The 19,472-nt window shown below is 42.5% G+C and carries 15 protein-coding genes, 2 tRNA genes and 2 pseudogenes; 10 read left to right on the forward strand and 9 right to left on the reverse strand.

Annotation, left to right across the window (positions count from 1 at the left end; translation table 11 throughout):
- The first annotated feature begins 128 nt into the window (after positions 1-128).
- The 6 genes from LG003_RS08075 to LG003_RS08100 all read left to right on the forward strand — a co-directional run bounded on the left by LG003_RS08075 (position 129) and on the right by LG003_RS08100 (position 6,417).
- Positions 129-365, forward strand: a complete 237-nt coding sequence (locus LG003_RS08075; protein ID WP_112877319.1) for an acyl carrier protein — start codon at positions 129-131, stop codon at positions 363-365.
- A 154-nt stretch (positions 366-519) separates the two neighbouring features.
- A complete protein-coding gene (locus LG003_RS08080; RefSeq protein ID WP_112877321.1) occupies positions 520-1,785 on the forward strand; it encodes a beta-ketoacyl-[acyl-carrier-protein] synthase family protein in 1,266 nt (421 codons plus the stop codon).
- Positions 1,782-2,597 (forward strand): MaoC/PaaZ C-terminal domain-containing protein, encoded by an 816-nt coding sequence (locus tag LG003_RS08085; RefSeq protein ID WP_262980495.1) that lies wholly within the window; start codon positions 1,782-1,784, stop codon positions 2,595-2,597. Before LG003_RS08080 ends, LG003_RS08085 begins: the two co-directional genes overlap by 4 nt.
- Positions 2,598-2,653: 56 nt before the next feature.
- Positions 2,654-3,397, forward strand: coding sequence for a 3-oxoacyl-ACP reductase FabG (fabG, locus tag LG003_RS08090; protein ID WP_262980496.1), 744 nt, complete (start codon positions 2,654-2,656; stop codon positions 3,395-3,397).
- Positions 3,398-3,719: 322 nt separating this feature from the next.
- On the forward strand, positions 3,720-4,892 hold the full coding sequence (emrA, locus tag LG003_RS08095; RefSeq protein ID WP_112877327.1) for a multidrug efflux MFS transporter periplasmic adaptor subunit EmrA: 1,173 nt from the start codon (positions 3,720-3,722) through the stop codon (positions 4,890-4,892).
- A gap of 7 nt (positions 4,893-4,899) precedes the next feature.
- Positions 4,900-6,417, forward strand: coding sequence for a DHA2 family efflux MFS transporter permease subunit (locus tag LG003_RS08100; protein WP_262980497.1), 1,518 nt, complete (start codon positions 4,900-4,902; stop codon positions 6,415-6,417).
- Positions 6,418-6,554: 137 nt separating this feature from the next.
- Here the strand turns inward: LG003_RS08100 and ilvA are convergent, their stop codons facing one another.
- The 6 genes from ilvA to ilvL form a co-directional block, all read right to left on the reverse strand.
- Positions 6,555-8,129, reverse strand: coding sequence for a threonine ammonia-lyase, biosynthetic (gene ilvA, locus LG003_RS08105; RefSeq protein WP_112877329.1), 1,575 nt, complete (start codon positions 8,127-8,129; stop codon positions 6,555-6,557).
- A 4-nt stretch (positions 8,130-8,133) separates the two neighbouring features.
- Positions 8,134-9,984, reverse strand: a complete 1,851-nt coding sequence (ilvD, locus tag LG003_RS08110; RefSeq protein WP_112877331.1) for a dihydroxy-acid dehydratase — start codon at positions 9,982-9,984, stop codon at positions 8,134-8,136.
- A 67-nt stretch (positions 9,985-10,051) separates the two neighbouring features.
- Positions 10,052-10,978 carry a branched-chain amino acid transaminase gene (locus tag LG003_RS08115; RefSeq protein ID WP_112877332.1) on the reverse strand — a complete coding sequence of 309 codons (927 nt, stop codon included), beginning with the start codon at positions 10,976-10,978 and terminating at the stop codon, positions 10,052-10,054.
- Positions 10,979-11,001: 23 nt separating this feature from the next.
- Positions 11,002-11,259, reverse strand: a complete 258-nt coding sequence (gene ilvM, locus LG003_RS08120; protein ID WP_011148754.1) for an acetolactate synthase 2 small subunit — start codon at positions 11,257-11,259, stop codon at positions 11,002-11,004.
- On the reverse strand, positions 11,256-12,902 hold the full coding sequence (ilvG, locus tag LG003_RS08125; protein ID WP_112877334.1) for an acetolactate synthase 2 catalytic subunit: 1,647 nt from the start codon (positions 12,900-12,902) through the stop codon (positions 11,256-11,258). The genes ilvM and ilvG overlap by 4 nt, the downstream gene beginning before the upstream one ends.
- A 138-nt stretch (positions 12,903-13,040) precedes the next feature.
- Complete coding sequence (gene ilvL / locus LG003_RS08130) at positions 13,041-13,139, reverse strand: ilv operon leader peptide (RefSeq protein ID WP_071647081.1); 99 nt, start codon at positions 13,137-13,139, stop codon at positions 13,041-13,043.
- A gap of 657 nt (positions 13,140-13,796) precedes the next feature.
- Between ilvL and LG003_RS08135 the strand changes: the two genes are divergently transcribed.
- On the forward strand, positions 13,797-15,320 hold the full coding sequence (locus LG003_RS08135; RefSeq protein ID WP_112877335.1) for a YifB family Mg chelatase-like AAA ATPase: 1,524 nt from the start codon (positions 13,797-13,799) through the stop codon (positions 15,318-15,320).
- Positions 15,321-15,367: 47 nt separating this feature from the next.
- Here LG003_RS08135 and LG003_RS08140 read toward each other — a convergent pair whose 3' ends face one another.
- Positions 15,368-15,706 (reverse strand): DUF413 domain-containing protein, encoded by a 339-nt coding sequence (locus LG003_RS08140; protein WP_112877337.1) that lies wholly within the window; start codon positions 15,704-15,706, stop codon positions 15,368-15,370.
- 125 nt (positions 15,707-15,831) lie between these two features.
- On the opposite strand from LG003_RS08140, the gene hdfR reads away from it, so the two are divergent.
- From hdfR to LG003_RS23400, 3 genes and pseudogenes are all read left to right on the forward strand, one after another.
- Positions 15,832-16,668, forward strand: coding sequence for an HTH-type transcriptional regulator HdfR (hdfR, locus tag LG003_RS08145; RefSeq protein ID WP_112877338.1), 837 nt, complete (start codon positions 15,832-15,834; stop codon positions 16,666-16,668).
- A gap of 437 nt (positions 16,669-17,105) precedes the next feature.
- Positions 17,106-17,840, forward strand: a pseudogene (locus LG003_RS08150) (IS982 family transposase); the annotation flags it as partial.
- Positions 17,841-18,645: 805 nt separating this feature from the next.
- Positions 18,646-18,783 (forward strand): annotated as a pseudogene (locus LG003_RS23400) (IS982 family transposase); the annotation flags it as partial.
- A gap of 369 nt (positions 18,784-19,152) precedes the next feature.
- Here LG003_RS23400 and LG003_RS08160 read toward each other — a convergent pair.
- Both LG003_RS08160 and LG003_RS08165 read right to left on the reverse strand, forming a co-directional pair.
- Positions 19,153-19,228 (reverse strand) — tRNA-Trp (locus LG003_RS08160).
- 9 nt (positions 19,229-19,237) lie between these two features.
- A tRNA-Asp gene (locus LG003_RS08165) sits at positions 19,238-19,314 on the reverse strand.
- Positions 19,315-19,472 lie beyond the last annotated feature (158 nt).

Genomic DNA, 19,472 nt, shown 5'->3' on the forward strand with positions numbered 1-19,472 from the left:
GAGCACAGCTAACTGTGTGACCGGGATGAGCAAGTGCAGCCAACAAAGAGGCAACTTGAAAGATAACGGGTATATATTCCTGCACCTAAGCTCCGCCAATATTTTTCAAATTTTTAGGGGATATTAATATGAAACTATTTGAATTACTTCAATCTCAAATTACTGAATTAACTGATATCGAACCAGAAGATATTACTCTTGACACCCTGCTTGATGATATTCATCTGGTGAGTCTGGATTTTGTTTCTATTCAGGTTGCTTTAAAAAGAGAAATGGGAATTCAACTGAATTTCGATAAGTTCCAACGAGATAACACGACGACAATCGGTGATTTCGTCAATTATGTCAGTGAATTAACAAAATAATCATCACCAATGCACTTGGATGTTAGCTGTCTATGACGATATCACAATGCAGCTAACATTCATTTTTATGATGCTTTTATCTGCCAATCCTATTATTTGGTTGTATTAAAAATAAAGCATGTCACCAGGAAATAAATTTTGGAAATAATGTTTCATGAATATTCAAACAGGCTATCACCGCGTTGCCGTCACAGGCTATGGTTCTATCTGTTCACTTGGGCAAAATACCCAAGAAATTTGGGACGCAATTCTAAACTATCGTGTAGGCTACAAAAAGGAAGACCACCCAGACGTTTCTGTCGTAGCAAAGTTTTTCGGCAATATCCCTTTTTCTCCTGATGTATCTCGGTTTTCCAAAAAGTTATTAAAGAACCTGCCCAAATTCAGCAAACTTGGGCTGATTGCTGCGGATGAAGCAATCAAGATGGCATTTGGTCACGATAAAGCCGCTCTTGACGAAAATTATTCTCCTTTTGAACGCGGCGTCATTTTTGGCACTGGCTGGGGTGGAGAAGATGCAACCGTTGAAAACAGCCATTCCTATGCTGATCAAGGCATTGCTTCACCTATGACCAATATTATGTCTATGCACAGCGTAGGGACAGCGGCAATTTCAATGAACTGGAATTTACGGGGATATCAAAATACCCCGGTTGCAGCTTGTGCAACTGGCAGTATGGCGATAGGTGATGCGTTTGAACTTATCCGCAGTGGACGCACTAAAATGATGCTAGCAGGGGGCGGTGAAAGCATCAGAGATCCATTCATTGTCTGGAGTATCGACATTCTTGGAGCATTGAGTAAAGAACAGGAATCTGTCGAAAAGGCCTGCTGCCCATTCAGTAAAGATCGTAGTGGTTTTGTTATGTCGGAAGGCGCTGCAATATTATGCCTTGAAGACTATGACAGCGCTGTTGCCAGGGGAGCCAAAATACTGGCGGAAGTGATTGGCTATGGCAATAACTCTGATGCGTCAGATATGACAGCCCCGGCACCAGATTGCAAAGGACGGGTCATGGCGATTCAGATGGCGCTGGAACAGGCCAAGCTCTCCACCTCAGATATTCACTATATTAATGCTCATGGGACATCAACCCCATTAAACGACATTAACGAAACCGATGTTCTAAAAATAAGCCTGGGCGAGCACGCTTATCGTATCCCTATTTCCAGTACAAAATCCTATACAGGCCATCTTATTGCCGGAGCCGGAGCAATTGAATCCATTTTCTGTCTCAAAGCGATAGAGACAGCAACGATTCCCGCAACGATGCACTTGAATAACCCTGATCCGCTATGCGATCTGGATTATGTCCCCAATACCCACCGAACTCACCAAGTTGTTGACACTGCTTTAAATGTTAACTACGGATTCGGTGGCACAAACTGTGCACTTATTTTCAGGAAAGCCGACAGATGAACGTTCAATTTCGTAAAGAAGATCTCAGTCAATGGGCTAAATTCTCTGGCGACTACAATCCTATCCATTTTGATGAAAAAATCGCTAGAGAAGTCGGGTTGGGTGGTATTGCAGTACACGGCATGCTGGCAATGATCCCGCTCAAAAGCGGATATGATTATCTGTCACAACCAAATGGGGAAATGGGCAGACAGTGGCACGTTAATTTACGCAATCCCGTACCTCTGGATGCCTGCTATTGCGTCAAAACTAAGCACACTGACCAAAATGGGAAAACGACCTTTAATCTGCAAGACGAAACAACCAACCTGAAACCTCTAGTTGGTCACTATAGTTGTTTCGATTTTTCACAAAAAACTAGCTTTCCCGAAAAACCACGTTGCCAAGTTCCCATACAAGAGACAATAAAAAAATCCATCGAATTTAAACATACCTTTCCAGAAGTCAATGAATTCTGGATCTTTCTTGATGCTCTGATGTTTTATCTTTTTATGCAGCAAAGTGCCAAAACTGCACTAGCAACAGAATTTAAAACCTATTTTGGCAAACAAGAACATGATGAAACATGCCTCAAAGACCTCATTGTTTTGCATGTTATGCACACTGTGAGTTTCTCTCCAGCGCTGCTTAATCGCCAAATCCCAGATGAAATGCCAAAGATCGAATATATGATCCTACCAAAAGATACATTCGACGTTGATGGTTCGTTATACGGTACGTTGGAAATCCCGATCTGGCTGAATGGCAAAATCTCTTTAGTTGTTGAGATGAGTCTGATGGGAACAACAAAAAGAAAGCAGATTGCCAACTAAGATTTGATGAATGCGGTATTGGCAGACGGATGGCAAAAATTTAGAGGAATAACTTAATGAGTATCAGCACCCCTTGGGTTTTTATTTCAGGAGGATCACGTGGTATCGGCAAAGGCATAGTAAAAATGCTGGCTGCTCAGAACTATCACGTGGTTTTTACCTATAAATCAAGCACAAATGAAGCTCAAACATTATGTCAGGAAATTGAACAGCAAGGTTATCGCTGTGAGGGCTATCAATGTGATGTCTCAAACGCCGAAGAAGTCAAAACATTGTCAACAGAGCTTATCTCACGATATGGCTCTCCCTATGCCATCATCAATAACGCCGGAATTACACAAGATGCATTACTGATAAATATGAAAGAAGAAGAGTGGCACAATGTCATTTCTACCAATCTTTCTTCTGTTTATTTAGTCAATCACGCTTTTCTCCCTGAAATGATTACTGCGGGAGAAGGCTGCATTATCCACATAAGCTCAGTCACTGCGTTTAAAGCCAACTCAGGGCAAGTTAACTACGCTGCAACCAAAGCCGCTATGATCGGTATTACCCGCTCGTTAGCGGTTGAAGTTGGCCGATTTAATGTTCGAGTCAATACCGTTGCGCCTGGCTTTATTGATACTGAAATGTTGGATCATATCCCTGCATCACACAGGAAAAAACTGTTATCTACCATTCCATTGGGCCGTTTAGGTTCAGTGGAAGATATTGCTCTGGCAATCAATTTCCTGCTCAGCCCCGGAGGACGCTACATCACCGGGCAAACATTCGTTATTGATGGAGGAATGACTGCCTGAGTCAGTTAAATAATTAACATCAATAGCTTCGTATCCTTATTATGTGATTATTTGTACCCAGATAAATGTTCTGGGTACTGACACAAAATACTGTTAATCATTGCCAGATAGACAATCCAGCCTCTCTGATAAATGTTAATAACGATAATAAACAATTTTAATATTAAATCATGCTTTTGGCGTTAAGTGCTAAATATTAGCAATTTTCATTTTATCAGATGAGAAGGGCTTGACCTTGTAGTCGACTCCAAGGTGTTTAATCAAATATAAGCACATTAATTAAGACGAATTTATTTTTAATCACTGTGATGGGAGAGAACACATGGACGGAGAAATACAATCACCTCCGCTTAATGAGAAAAAGTCAAAACGTAAGTTAACACTGATCCTCGCAACTCTCTTATTTATTTTTGCCGGGTTAGGTTACTTCGCCTATTGGCTTATTTCATTACGTCATTATCAAGCAACTGATGATGCTTACGTTGTTGGTAATCAGGTACAAGTAATGGCCCAGATCACCGGCAGCGTAACCGCTATTTATGCTGATAATACCGACTTCGTTCAGCAAGGCGATATTTTGCTACGTTTAGACTCTATTGATGCGGAACATGCTTTTGAGCGAGCGAAAAATATATTGGCTAATAATGTCAGACAAACTCACCAAACCATTATTGATAATGAAAAACTATTAGCTAATATTGCGCTCAAACAAACGGCATTACAACAGGCTCAAGATGATTTAAAACGACGTGAACATTTGGGACTCACAGGTGCTATCGCCAAAGAAAATCTGATTCATTCCCGCAATAGCGTGCAAATGGCAAAATCTGAGCTAAATGTTGCCCGACAACAATATTATGCTAACAAAGCACTAGTTATAGACACCCCATTAAATCAACAACCTGCCATTAAACTGGCCGCTTCCCAACTCCGCGATGCATGGTTAACCTTACAGCGCACCCAGATTGTAGCGCCGGTAACAGGATACGTTTCACGCCGCAGTGTTCAAGTAGGCTCACAAATAAAAAGTGGCGCTCCATTGATGGTTATCGTACCCGCTGACCAACTTTGGGTCGAAGCTAACTTTAAAGAAGTTCAACTCGCCAATGTCCGTATTGGTCAACCCGTAACACTGATTAGCGATTTCTATGGCAATGATGTCATTTATAAAGGTCAGATCGTTGGTCTTGATATGGGAACTGGCAGTGCATTTTCTTTATTACCAGCACAAAATGCCACCGGTAACTGGATCAAAGTGGTTCAACGTTTACCTGTCCGTGTTGAACTAGAAGCACAACAACTTATCGATCATCCTTTACGCATCGGTTTATCCATGCACGCCACGGTTGATACCCGAAATCGGGATGGTCTGGTGCTTGCCGACACGCCTCGTAATGGCATTGTTTATGAAACCAACGTCTTAACTTACAACACCGGAGAAATTGATCAGCTAATTAACGAAATCATTCAAGTTAATACCAGTCAAAATAAGTGAGGTTAACATGCTAAAAGAGCCATTATCAGGAGCCAAACTTGGCTGGCTAACCCTGGCTTTAGCATTAGCCGCTTTTTTACAAATATTGGATCTGACTATTGCTAACGTTGCAATATCAACAATTGCTGGAGATCTGGGTTCATCAGTATCACAAGGTACTTGGGTAATTACTTCATTTGCTGTTGCTAACGCGATCTCTATCCCATTAACAGGCTGGTTAGCAAAACGGTTCGGGGAAGTCCGGGTTTTCTTAATTTCAATGATCTTGTTTGTTATCACTTCCTGGTTGTGCGGTATTGCCAATAACCTAGAAATGTTGATTATTTTCCGTATTCTGCAAGGTATCTCAGCCGGGCCAATTATGCCCCTTTCGCAAAGTTTACTACTCAACAACTATCCTCCGCTAAAACGCAATATGGCATTGGCACTGTGGTCAATGACTATCGTTATCGCTCCGGTTTGTGGTCCGATACTCGGCGGTTGGATCAGCGACAATTACCATTGGGGATGGATCTTTCTCATCAATGTTCCTGTTGGCTTTGTTGCCATTGCTATCACCTGGATGCTGTTAAAAGACCGGGAAACTGAAACAACAGCTAGGTCAATTGATATCGTAGGACTAATTTTATTGGTCATCGGTGTTGGTTGTTTTCAGCTATTGCTTGATAGAGGAAAAGAGCTTGATTGGTTCAACTCAACAGAAATTATTGCATTAGCCATTATCGCAGTTATTGCCATAACTTTCCTGATCATCTGGGAATTCACCGATGATGATCCGATCATTGATTTATCACTATTTAAATCACGTAATTTTACTATCGGTACTTTATGTATCAGTTTTGCTTTCCTACTCCATATAGGCACTCTGGTTTTGCAGCCTCAACTATTGCAAATGGTATTTGGTTATACAGCCACTTGGGCAGGATTGGTAATGGCTCCATTAGGAATAGTGCCGATAATGCTCGTTCCACTCATTGGTCGTTTTAGTTCAAAAATTGATATGCGTTATTTGGTTATGTTTAGCTTTATCATTTTTGCACTCTGTTTCTTTTGGAGAACGAATACCTTTGAGCTATCAATGGACTTTGCCACCGCTGCCTGGCCACAATTTATTCAGGGCTTTGCTATCGCCTGTTTAATTATGCCACTAACAGCCATTATATTATCTGACGTTGAACCCGCTAAAATTGCCTCTGCCGGTAGCTTGTTCAACTTTTTACGCACGCTGGCAACATCCGTAGGTACTTCAATTACCACCACCATGTGGTCCCGTCGCGAAGCTGTCCACCACGTTCAGTTAACTGAATCGATAACTCCCCATAATCCTATTGCCCAACAAGCCTATGAAAAAATGGAACAACTAGGGATGTCACACGCCCAAGTCAGTCACTCTCTGGCACGTGAAATCACCAATCAGGGATTGATTATTGCTGCTAACGAGATTTATTGGCTATTTGGCTTTATTTTTCTGATCTTGCTGATCTTTATCTGGTTGGCAAAACCCACTGTTGGAGAAAAGAAATAGCACAATAATCAAAGAATTTATTATAGAGCTCTTTCCAGTGGAACCTAGGCGAATATTAAATCTTGTCAAAATAGCACCTTATCCAGGCGCTATTTTGTCGTTTTATAGAACATGTTTTTTCATTACCAAGACACCGATCAACCTCCGGCTGCTTCAGACGCCTGGCACATTAAAAAGAATTTAAACGCGGGGGTATCCGTCTCATCGTGATACGCATAGCCTAATGCATCAAGATGACGCTTAAAACGCACTTCCGCTCCTGACAATTCAAATGCCGCTAATACCCGGCCATAATCTGTACCATAATTGCGATAATGGAATAACGTAATATTCCAGTGAGTTCCCAAAGTTTGTAGGAACTTGAGCAAAGCCCCTGGCGATTCAGGAAATTCAAAACTAAACAAGCGCTCTTTCAATGGCTTAGATGGACGACCGCCGATCATATAACGAACATGTAATTTCGCCATTTCATCATCTGAAAGATCAGCAACCTGATATCCTGCGGTACGTAATTCCTCGATAATTTCCCGCCGTTCTACCTCACCACGACTCAGGCGAACACCAACGAAAAGACAAGCCTGATCAGGATCTGCATTCGTATAACGATAATTAAACTCTGTTACCACCCGATCGCCCAATTTCTGGCAAAAACTCAGGAACCCCCCTTTCTGTTCAGGAATAGTCACTGCCAGCAATGCTTCCCGCTGCTCGCCCAATTCACAACGCTCAGAGACATAGCGTAACCCGTGGAAGCTCACGTTAGCGCCAGAAAGAATATGTGCCAGTCGTTCACCTTTAAGTTGATGCTGCTGAACATACTTTTTCAATCCAGCTAGCGCCAATGCACCGGATGGCTCAGCAATCGCACGTACATCTTCAAACAGATCTTTTACCGCCGCACAAATAGCATCACTGTCTACCGTGATAACATCATCCACATATTGCTGACACAAACGAAATGTTTCATCACCGATACGCTTAACAGCAACACCCTCAGCAAATAAGCCAACTCGTGGTAAATCTACCGGATGTCCAGCTTCCATCGCCGCTTTCAGGCAAGCTGAATCTTCCGCTTCCACCCCAATGATTTTAATTTCTGGCATCAGTTGCTTAATCAACACTGCCACTCCAGCAATCAAGCCACCACCACCAACAGGTACAAAGATGCGATCCAAGCGCACATCCTGTTGCAAAAGTTCCATCGCCAGTGTTGCCTGACCTGCGATTACAGCGGGATGATCAAACGGAGGAATAAAGGTATAGCCCTCCTGTTGTGCCATTTCTATTGCTTTAGCTTTAGCCTCATCAAAATTAGCACCATACAACAGAGCCTTACCACCGAAACTACGGACTGCATCGACTTTAATATCCGCAGTAGTAACCGGCATAACAATCAGAGATTTTATTCCCAAACGATTGGCAGAAAGTGCAACCCCCTGAGCATGGTTACCGGCTGACGCAGTAATCACTCCCCGGTTTTTTTGTTCCTCAGTCAAACCTGCAATCATGGCATACGCACCACGGAGCTTGAAACTGTGAACAGGTTGCCGATCTTCCCGCTTTACCAAAATAGTATTTCCTAAGCGGGCAGAAATTTTCTCCATTTCCTGCAAGGGCGTCACCTGAGCAACTTCATAAACCGGCGTACTTAATGCCGCTTTCAAATACTCTGCACCATTTGGTGCGGAAGTTAAGGGAAGAAATGCAGCCATGAGATTATCCCCCTAACTTAGATTTATCACGGACGGCCCCTTTATCCGCACTGGTCGCCAATGAAGCATAAGCTCTCAGGGCAAACGATACCTGACGTTCACGAGCTTTCGGCGTCCACAATTTATCACCGCGGGCAAATTCCACTTCTTTACGGGTAGCAAGTACCCTTTCATCTACATCAAGTCGAATTTTCCGCCGTGGAATATCAATATCAATAATATCGCCATCTTGAACCAAACCGATTAGCCCCCCATTAGCCGCTTCCGGAGAAACATGACCGATCGACAAACCCGAGGTACCACCAGAAAAACGCCCATCGGTAATCAATGCACAGCTTTTGCCTAGCCCCATAGATTTTAGATAAGTCGTCGGATACAACATTTCCTGCATGCCAGGCCCACCTTTTGGCCCTTCATAACGAATGACCACTACATCACCAGCAACGACTTTTCCACCCAAGATCGCATCAACCGCATCTTCCTGACTTTCGTAAACTTTGGCTGGCCCACGGAACGTCAGACTGCCCTCATCAACCCCGGCGGTTTTTACAATACAACCATCTATAGCCAAATTACCAAATAGAACAGCAAGACCACCATCCCGGCTATAGGCATGTTCAATGTCGCGAATACACCCTTCTACACGGTCAGTATCCAACGAAGGCCAGCGACAATCTTGTGAAAATGCCTGAGTAGTACGGATACCCGCAGGGCCTGCCGAATACATCTCCTTCACTGACTCATCTACCATCTGCATCACATCGTACTGATTAAGCGTTTGTAACAAATCCAGACCCAAAACATTTTTAACCTGACGATTCAGCAAACCCGCTCTATCCAGCTCACCTAAAATACCGATCACACCACCAGCACGATGAACATCTTCCATATGGTATTTTTGTGTACTTGGTGCAACTTTACATAGATGAGGGATCTGACGAGACAAACGATCAATATCCGCCATAGTGAAATCAACCTCCCCTTCCTGCGCCGCAGCCAGTAAGTGAAGCACAGTATTTGTTGAACCACCCATTGCAATATCCAACATCATTGCATTTTCAAATGCGGCTTTCGTTGCAATACTACGCGGCAGAGCACTGTCATCATTTTGTTCATAATAACGCTTAGTCAACTCAACAATGCGTTTGCCTGCATTCAGAAACAGCATCTTACGATCTGCATGAGTAGCCAGTAATGAGCCATTCCCCGGTTGAGACAAACCCAGTGCTTCTGTAAGACAATTCATAGAGTTAGCAGTAAACATACCTGAGCAGGAACCGCAAGTTGGGCAAGCTGAGCGCTCAATCTGATTGCTATCCTCATCACTGACTTTCGGGTTCGCGCCTTGGATCATTGCATCGATCAGATCCAATTTAATAATCTGATCTGACAATTTAGTTTTACCCGCCTCCATAGGGCCACCAGAAACAAAAATCGCCGGAATGTTCAGACGTAGTGCTGCCATCAGCATTCCTGGTGTAATTTTGTCACAATTGGAAATACACACCATAGCGTCCGCACAATGTGCATTCACCATATATTCAACAGAATCAGCGATCAATTCACGTGACGGCAGAGAATAGAGCATACCACCATGCCCCATTGCGATACCGTCATCCACCGCTATAGTATTGAACTCTTTTGCAACACCGCCTGATGCTTCAATCTGTTCCGCAACCAGTTTACCTAAGTCCCGCAAATGAACATGCCCTGGAACAAACTGAGTAAATGAGTTAACTACTGCAATAATCGGTTTACCGAAATCTGCATCGGTCATCCCTGTCGCGCGCCATAAAGCGCGAGCTCCTGCCATATTGCGGCCATGAGTCGTAGTGGCAGAACGGTACTTAGGCATTATCTTCACTCCCGTGTTATCAAAACAGGCGGGGAACGAACCGCCCGTTAAATTATTTATAGTTCTATTAAGGATTGACTGTATCTAACCAACCCCATTTATCATCTGTCGTACCATCAAACAAGCCAAAGAAAGCTTGTTGAATTTTTTTGGTAATAGGTCCACATCTACCGATACCAACCTGAATATCATCAACACTGCGAACGGGTGTGATTTCAGCCGCTGTGCCAGACATAAAAACTTCATCAGCCAGGTACAGTGACTCGCGCGACAATACCTGCTCACGCACTTCCAGCCCTAAATCTTTCGCCAGTTTGATAATGGCATCGCGAGTAATTCCTGGTAATGCAGCAGAGGTAAATGGTGGGGTAAATAATATGCCATCTTTTACTTCAAATAGATTTTCACCCGCACCCTCAGAGATATAACCAGAAACATCCAGTGCAATACCTTCCTGATACCCACGACGACGAGCTTCACTACCCACTAAAAGCGAAGACAGGTAGTTACCACCGGCTTTAGCCGCAGTTGGCATTGTGTTTGGTGCCGCACGATTCCATGAAGAAACCATCGCATCAATTCCTTGATCTAATGCGCCTTCTCCCAAATAAGCTCCCCACGGAAAGGCGGCAATAATGACATCAGTTTTATAACCGGCAGGTGGATTAACCCCCATGCCAACATCACCGATAAAGACCAATGGACGTATATAAGCACTGACTAAATTATTTTTACGAAGAGTTGCCCGACACGCCTCCATTAATTCATCGACACTCTGGTTCAACGGCATACGATAAATCTTTGCAGAGTCATGTAAACGCTGCATATGCTCACGATGGCGGAAAACCACTGGCCCTTTATGAGAGTCATAGCAGCGAATTCCCTCAAAAACAGATGTACCGTAATGTAAAGCATGGGACATCACGTGAACTTTAGCATCTGCCCAAGGAACCATCTCACCATTGAACCAAATGTAATCGGATTGCTTCGTCATTCTCTTATTCCTTTATTTCTACGTTATGCACGTATGAGTTGTGATTTTTGTTGCAGGATCTTGACGCCAGCGACATCCACTAATTTAGTCAGTTGTGAAGACAACAAATTAACCGGTTTTTGGCTGGCAACAATTAATTCGATATTAACATTATCGCCATCCATTGTTTGATCCATATTCATGGAACATATCTGAAATCCACGATGACGCGTTACCCGTAAGATACGCTCTAATATTTCAGGACGGAAACGAGCATGGATTGCAAGTTGATGCTGCATCATAATGATTTCTCCAACATAGTTTCATTGCTTGCACCGGGAGGAACTAACGGCCAAACGTTCTCTAATTCCTCAATAGATACCTGTAATAAATAAGGACCCTTACTGCTGAATAATGCATTCAGCGCTTCATCAATCTGTGATTTATCTGTGATATGTTGCCCAGGAATACCAAAAGCTTTCGCTAATGTGACAAAATCGGGGTTATCTGTTAATGTCGTTTCACTATATCGCTTATCAAAAAACAGCTCCTGCCATTGCCGCACCATTCCCAATCGCTGGTTATCCAACAATAAAATTTTTACTGGTAATTGCTTGCGTTTAATTGTCCCCAATTCTTGAACATTCATCATGAAAGAGCCATCTCCAGATACACAAATCACCATATCTTCCGGTCGAGCAATCTGAGCACCAATTGCAGCAGGGATACCAAATCCCATTGAGCCCAATCCACTAGATGTAATGAAATTTTCAGGCCCATCAAAAGTCATATGCTGAGCTGTCCACATTTGATGCTGTCCAACATCGGTAGTAATAACCGTATTAAATGTTTTACGATCTGAAACCTGCTTCAATAACCAAGGCGCATAGATACTCTCTCCCTGATGGTCATAACACCAAGGATATTCAGCTTTCAGATACTTAACTTCCTGTTGCCAGGGCATAATTGACAACGGCTGTTGCAAACGGGGCAATAATACCTTCACATCCCCCAGTAACGACACATGAGCCTGACGTAATTTACCCAACTCTGCCGGATCGATATCCAGATGAATGATTTTTGCACACGGAGCAAAAGTATTGAGTTTGCCAGTCACACGATCATCAAAACGAGCACCTACAGCAATCAACAAATCACATGACTGAACGGCAAGATTGGCCGCTTTCGAACCATGCATCCCAAGCATTCCCAGATAACATGGATGTTCTGAATCGGCAGCCCCCAAGCCTTTCAACGTAGAAGCAACCGGCATACCTGTTTCCACAACAAAATCTCGCAGAATAGAAACTGCTTGAGACATCCCTACTCCACCACCGACATACAACACTGGCTTTGCCGCAGCCGCAATCATTTTCCGAGCTTGTTCTAATTCACTTTCCGAGCAGGGCTCCTTTTGCTCAACGGGTACCAAATGTGGTACCAAATTCCCCTCTTTCAACTGAATATCTTTAGGAATATCAATCAAAACTGGGCCAGGTCGACCACTAGTGGCAATAGAAAAGGCTTCCGCCATAATTTGAGGTAAATCTTCCAGTGAGTCCACTAAGAAACTGTGTTTAGTACAAGCAAGGGAGAGGCCTAAAACATCGACTTCTTGGAAGGCATCAGTTCCAATCAATTCAGAACCAACCTGACCAGTGATAGCAACAATAGGAACAGAATCTAACAATGCATCGGCTAATCCAGTGATTAAGTTTGTTGCTCCCGGTCCCGATGTAGCGATACAAACTCCCGGCTTACCACTAGCTCTCGCATAACCAATTGCAGCCATAGCTGCCCCCTGTTCATGCCGACAAAGCAAATGCTCCACCCCACCATCGTACAAAGCATCATAAACCGGCATGATCGTACCACCAGGGTAGCCAAAAACCTTATCAACCCCTTGCGTTCGTAATGCCTTTACAACCCACTGCGCCCCGTTCATTTTTCATATCCCCTGTGTTTACCCTGTGAGACAAGATTTTGTTCTGTTGTATGTTTCCGTCTCTACCGGATTTTGCTTGTCGAAAAAAAAACCCCGCGCCTTTCGGTGCGGGGGTCTTCGAGAGATCTGGCTGTTATTCTAAGCCTTTCTTCGTCCAAGTGCAGCCCCGCACGGTGGGATAATAATCACCACCACGCTGACAATAATTAGGCTAATCACTAGGACAAATGTGTTCATAATCTTGGTCGTTTAATTCGTTTGTTTAATCTATATTTAAGAGTTATCACGTTCTTCATAGCTTGACAACATTTATTTTGTTTTATTACTCGATATAAAAAAATACTATTTATTTTCAATTAAATACTTGTTATATGGATTATTTATCCAGTAAATAGACCGATTTAAGTGATAAAAACTAACTGATTAGATATAAACAAAACAACACATTAATAGATAACATAAAAAACAAATCATCCGACTATAATCAAAAATAAAGAGCTTGTTATTAATCACTTGAGTAACAAAAACTTCTCATTAAAAATAAAGCATGATGATATAACATACTAAATTCATCCACTGTAAAAATATATATAAATTTGAATTTAAATTAAATTCAACCAATGAAAAATCAATCTTAAAACATAACTAAAATAATAAAAAAACCTCAAAATAAGAATATAAAAATAATAGATAAAATGATTTAAACATTAAAATAATAAAAATTAAACCATTTAAATCAATAAAATAAAAATCATTTGATTTAAATTCCAAAATAAAATTTTTATAGTTGCTTCGAAAAATATTTATTAGAGCCGCTTCGCAAAAAAATAATAGAAAACTATTTATTATCTAATTTCAGTCCATCATATACGCTTTCTTACTAAGGAGAATAGGATGGCCCTCGCTGTTATTTATACCCGAGCGACTATAGGTATTCACGCCCCTATTGTTACCGTTGAAGCGCATATTAGTAATGGTTTACCTGGATTAACCCTAGTTGGTTTGCCTGAAACAGCCGTAAAAGAAGCAAGAGATCGTGTCAGAAGCGCGTTGATCAACAGCGGGTTTACCTATCCGCCTAAAAGAATCACCGTCAATCTTGCACCCGCAGATCTTCCCAAAGAAGGTGGCCGTTATGATTTGCCAATCGCTATCGCTATTTTAGCCGCTTCAGAACAAATACCTACCAATAAACTAAGTCATTACGAATTTCTTGGTGAACTCGCTCTATCCGGGGGTTTACGGAAAGTTAACGGCGCAATTCCAGCCGCACTCAGCGCAGGAGAAGCAGGAAGACAACTTATTCTACCAACAGAAAACGCAATGGAGCTGGCAATTTTATCTCAGAATGAAACGTTAATGACAGAACATCTCTTGCATATCTGTCACTTTCTTCAGGGAGAACAACAACTGCTGACAGCACCAATCCAACATGAATCCTTAACAGAACCATCACAACCGGATCTGCAGGATATTATTGGCCAGGAACAAGCAAAACGCGCCCTAGAAATCACAGCCGCAGGCGGACATAATCTTTTGCTACTTGGCCCACCAGGGACAGGAAAAACAATGCTGGCAAGCCGGCTATGTAGTCTATTACCACCATTAACAAACAAAGAGGCCCTTGAGATTGCCGCTATCAATAGCTTGATGGATACCTACCTTCCACCTGAACAATGGCATACACGCCCATTTAGAGCGCCTCATCACAGTTCTTCAATGGCAGCTCTAGTCGGCGGCGGAGGACTTCCAAAACCTGGTGAAATTTCACTTGCTCACAACGGCGTGCTATTTCTAGATGAACTACCTGAATTTGAACGCAGAGTCCTTGATGCTCTCAGAGAACCGCTGGAATCAGGGGAAATAATTATCTCCCGAGCCAGAGCAAAAGTTTGTTTTCCTGCCCAAGTTCAATTGATAGCAGCAATGAATCCTAGCCCTACAGGCTATCATCAGGGCATTAAAAATCGAAGTAGTCCTCAGCAAATACTTCGATACCTAGCGAAACTTTCTGGTCCTTTCTTGGATCGTTTTGATCTCTCAATTGAAGTTCCCCTGTTACCCATTGGAACATTGAGTAGCCCTGTTAGACCAAGCGAAAGCAGCAAAGATGTAAGATTAAGAGTACTAGCAGCACGAGAAATACAACTAAAACGTTGTGGAAAAATTAATGCTCATCTGAATAGTAAAGAGACAGAGACATTTTGTAAGCTCAAACCTGACGATGCTGTATTTCTAGAACAAACTCTAATAAAACTAGGGCTTTCAATCCGAGCATGGCACCGAATTCTGAAAACATCCCGGACACTTGCCGACTTAGAAGAAAAAAAAGAGATAGAAAAACCACATATCATGGAAGCCTTAAGCTATCGCAGTATGGACAGATTATTAATACAATTACAAAAACAATCAGGTTAGCAATGAAAAAGGGGCAAAGCCCCTAATATTCATAACTTGTGATAATATTAATCATCGGTGTCGGTATAGTCATCAGAAGCATCGATCTGGGGCTTACCGCCTGAAAGAGTATGAAAACGCTTTGGACGACTAATCTTTGCAAGATATTTGGTCCACACTTTTTCTTCTATTGTCACAGGCTGCCGTTCACCCCGGCAAACAGCAACAAACAGCTCTTCTACTTCTGTTTGAGGCTCGCGTTTACCAAGATCTAACTCATTGAACGCATAACCATGGCGCTCTAGCAATTGCGCCTCTTTAATGGTGAAATCGCCATGGCGGGAGAACCCGCGAGGATAATTTTTGTTATCAAAAAAACGATTAGTCGTGATGAAGCTTTCGGCCATCTGACACACTCCTAATTCTAGTACTGTTACTATCATGCCAATTATGGCGCGGAGTATTAGATAGGCCTGGCGTTCTGTAAAACAAAAAATTTAAATCTTAACGATAAATATTATTGGAGATATATGTGGACACTGAATTACTGAAAACCTTCTTGGAAGTCAGTAAAACTCGTCACTTTGGGAGGGCAGCCGAATCACTGTACCTGACGCAATCAGCAGTTAGCTTTCGCATACGCCAACTAGAAAATCAATTAGGTACTCATCTTTTCACTCGCCACCGTAATAACATCCGTCTTACAGCAGCAGGAGAGCGCCTTATTCCCTATGCAGAATCACTGATGAGCACCTGGCTATTGGCTAAAAAAGAGATAATGCATGCTTCTCAACATATTGAATTAACAATTGGTGCCACTGCATCACTATGGGAAGCATATTTAACTTCCTGGTTACAAGGCTTCTATAAAAAACATCAGGAATTAAGATTGGAATCCCGGGTTTCTACACGGCAATCCCTTGTTAAACAGCTTCATTCACGTGAGTTAGATCTGTTGATCACTACCGAACCACCCAAAATGGATGAGTTCCAAAGCCTATTATTAGGAAATATTTGCTTAAAGTTATTAACAACAGAAGAAAATCTGAAATACCAAATTAAAAATTACATCAAGCTAGAATGGGGAGCTGATTTCCATCATCAAGAACAACGGATTTTAAAAAGTGAGCAGTTACCTACCATCACAACCACTTCAGCACATATAGCCCGCCAACTACTCAATAGCGTAAGAGGAGCCGCCTTCTTACCAATACACTGGCAAAATGAATATCCAGAGCTGGTCTCCTATCCAAATACTGAACTAATTGAACGCCCATTATATGCCATATGGCTACAAAAGAATGATCAGCAAGCATTCATTCAACAGCTATTAAAAATACCTATCATACATACTCCTACAAGAGGTTAAGAAGCATCCATGTAAATCATTTAATTAGCAAATATATGTTCTGCAAAATTTATGGATAGCAATACTATACGAAAACAGGAATGAAAATAGTAAAGGAGAAAGAAATTTCAGATCGAGCATAAGGTGGGATTACTTTTACTATCTTCCCACATATAGCTCCTATTTACTAAGTAATCCTTACGTATAGTATAACCTGAATCAGACGTAGTGTTCCCACCTTATCGTTTTAGGTATCCTATCCTTCAAACCGAGCTTTTCTTAAGAAGAAAATTTTCACAATCAAAATATTAGCTAAGATCCATTCGTACATATCCTCTAGACACTTAGTTCAGAAGGACTTTAACTAACCCGAATTCTGGATAAGAAATTGACGAGAAGCCTGTTCCAAGAGCAAAGTTTTGGTGCACACCAAAAACAGCTCTGAGGTGGAACAGGCTATGAATAAGTTAGTTGAAATTTTCTGTGATGTCGATGATTTTTGCCGTTTTTTCATCCCGCAATGGGAGCCGTTTTGCCTCGATAACGGATACCGCCTGCACCGCCGACAAGGTCACATGTATCCCAGTGAAATCATGACCATTTTGATCCTTTTTCATCTGTCACATTACCGTGATTTTAAAAATTTTTATCTAGAACATATTTGGAAATATCACCACAACGATTTTCCCACCTTGCTCAGCTATCCTCGTTTTGTCAGTGTGGCCCCTTCCTTTTTGGTGCCACTATGCAGTTATCTGACTCAACTAAAAGGGAAACCCACAGGCATTGCTTTAATTGATTCCACCAGTTTGCGGGTTTGTCATAACATCCGTATTCCCCGTCATAAGGTTTTTGAGGGGATAGCAAAACGAGGAAAAACCTCAATGGGGTGGTTTTACGGTTTCAAATTACATTTGGTTGTTAACCATCAGGGCGAAACTCTGGCGCTTAAAGTTACCGCCGATAATGTGGATGATCGGGAACCTGTTCGCGAATTAACAACAGAATTAACGGGTACTCTTTACGCCGACAAGAGGTATCTCAGTCAGGAGCTCGCTGACGATTTAGCCAAAATCGGTGTCACTTTCATCACAAAAAAGCGCCGAAACATGAAAGCGTGTATGCAAGCTGAATGGGATAAGATAATGTTATCAAAGCATTTTATCATAGAAAGTGTACCGCAGGCATACAAACTTGCTGCATAAGGAATAAGCGTAAGATTGTGGCATAAGCTTAGGAAGAGATGGTGGCAGGTCCACCGAAGTCTGCTGTCGGAAGCTGGCTTCATCCCCCCTCAAGCGGCTGCCGTAAAGAGCGCTGGTCGTGAGCGTTGAAGTTAAAGCGCGAACAATAGTTCGGCAGGTAGGGTACAAAGAGACGAGTAAAACCGAACCCATGTGGACGCGTCGTAAAGAAGAGATTTGACATTAAAACCGGGGGCGTTTCTATCTTCCGGGATAAATCTGTAAGTGAATTCCGAATACTGCGCAGGTGGTGTCCGGCGTAGAGTGGGCGTGACTTTGTATCGGGCTCTTTCTGGGAACTGCGGGAACCCGTCATCACGATGTCAAGGGAGAAATGCAAGTCACTAAATTGACAAGTGATGAGAGTACCGATGAGTGATACGGGGGCGGAGTGACTCGTAGTAGTGAGGAAATATTTGTAATGAATGTGGAGCGAAGGGGTCACGTCAAGCAGCCTTGCCCGGTATCCAACTGTCAGACAGGAGGAGATGCTGGGGTTAAGGCAAAACCGTTTGTCATTGAAAAAAGGGATGTGCACCGTGCCGGGTTATTGGTCAAAGCCAATCAGGGGGCGGCGGGCGTAGACGGTCGAACCATTGCGGATTTTGAATCAAACCTAAAAGGGAATCTATATAAACTGTGGAACCGCTTATCATCGGGCAGCTATTATCCGCCCCCGGTGAAAGGTGTCACTATTCCCAAGAAATCAGGTGGTGAACGTCTGCTGGGTATTCCCACTGTTGTGGATCGTGTAATAGAGCATTCGCGCCACCGAAGTATAAAAGGATTTATGTTGACCGTCTTAGGCGGTTTGATTGCTTACTGCCTTAAATGGAAGAAACCATCACTGAAAGTTTTCTACTCAGAAGACGATTTTTCAGTGACGATTTAAACATAATTCGGGTTAACTAGTATGAAAATTGCCAAAAAGTCTAAAAAGTTATCTATAAGAATTCACTTTGACAATAGATAATTAGAAAGAAAGGTTTTATTGCTATAAGATCGAATAACATTGAGAACTGAAAAATGTGTAACCGAACCAGACAATATTTGGGAACAAATTTTCCAAGTGAGATCATTTCTGGAGAAAAGGTTCGCATAAGAGGATTTTTAGTGTAACGGCAAATCCGTTTTTCTTACAAAGTTCCATTAGAAAAAAGGCGCCGACCAAAAAGTCAGCGCCTTATCAATAATCTAATTCAAGTAGCATATATGGATCACCAATATTATAAACTACCCTAGTTGCCACTTAACTTATAACTGGCAGGGGCGGAGAGACTCGAACTCCCAACACCCGGTTTTGGAGACCGGTGCTCTACCAATTGAACTACGCCCCTAAATTAAGGTGGCGGTGCGGACGGGGCTCGAACCCGCGACCCCCGGCGTGACAGGCCGGTATTCTAACCAACTGAACTACCGCACCACCGAATTCTCTTTGATTTATATCACTGTTACGACATAAAACTTAAATATCAAACTTAGCAGCTCATAAACGGCTTTCCTGCCGTTTTCCCTTCGGACCATCACAACTCGCGACGTTCAAACCCGTTGCCGACGGAGTTTGTCCTACTCTCTGCTACT

It is taken from the genome of Photorhabdus kleinii (assembly GCF_025384885.1).
Classification (GTDB): Bacteria; Pseudomonadota; Gammaproteobacteria; order Enterobacterales; family Enterobacteriaceae; genus Photorhabdus; species Photorhabdus kayaii.

Bases quoted from the DNA above. Each gene is read 5' to 3' on its own strand.
- LG003_RS08100 (WP_262980497.1), top strand. From the start codon at position 4,900: ATGCTAAAAGAGCCATTATCAGGAGCCAAACTTGGCTGGCTAACCCTG.
- ilvM (WP_011148754.1), bottom strand. From the start codon at position 11,259: ATGATGCAGCATCAACTTGCAATCCATGCTCGTTTCCGTCCTGAAATA.
- LG003_RS08135 (WP_112877335.1), top strand. From the start codon at position 13,797: ATGGCCCTCGCTGTTATTTATACCCGAGCGACTATAGGTATTCACGCC.
- LG003_RS08080 (WP_112877321.1), top strand. From the start codon at position 520: ATGAATATTCAAACAGGCTATCACCGCGTTGCCGTCACAGGCTATGGT.
- ilvA (WP_112877329.1), bottom strand. From the start codon at position 8,129: ATGGCTGCATTTCTTCCCTTAACTTCCGCACCAAATGGTGCAGAGTAT.
- ilvG (WP_112877334.1), bottom strand. From the start codon at position 12,902: ATGAACGGGGCGCAGTGGGTTGTAAAGGCATTACGAACGCAAGGGGTT.
- LG003_RS08115 (WP_112877332.1), bottom strand. From the start codon at position 10,978: ATGACGAAGCAATCCGATTACATTTGGTTCAATGGTGAGATGGTTCCT.
- emrA (WP_112877327.1), top strand. From the start codon at position 3,720: ATGGACGGAGAAATACAATCACCTCCGCTTAATGAGAAAAAGTCAAAA.
- ilvD (WP_112877331.1), bottom strand. From the start codon at position 9,984: ATGCCTAAGTACCGTTCTGCCACTACGACTCATGGCCGCAATATGGCA.
- fabG (WP_262980496.1), top strand. From the start codon at position 2,654: ATGAGTATCAGCACCCCTTGGGTTTTTATTTCAGGAGGATCACGTGGT.
- ilvL (WP_071647081.1), bottom strand. From the start codon at position 13,139: ATGAACACATTTGTCCTAGTGATTAGCCTAATTATTGTCAGCGTGGTG.
- LG003_RS08085 (WP_262980495.1), top strand. From the start codon at position 1,782: ATGAACGTTCAATTTCGTAAAGAAGATCTCAGTCAATGGGCTAAATTC.
- LG003_RS08075 (WP_112877319.1), top strand. From the start codon at position 129: ATGAAACTATTTGAATTACTTCAATCTCAAATTACTGAATTAACTGAT.
- LG003_RS08140 (WP_112877337.1), bottom strand. From the start codon at position 15,706: ATGGCCGAAAGCTTCATCACGACTAATCGTTTTTTTGATAACAAAAAT.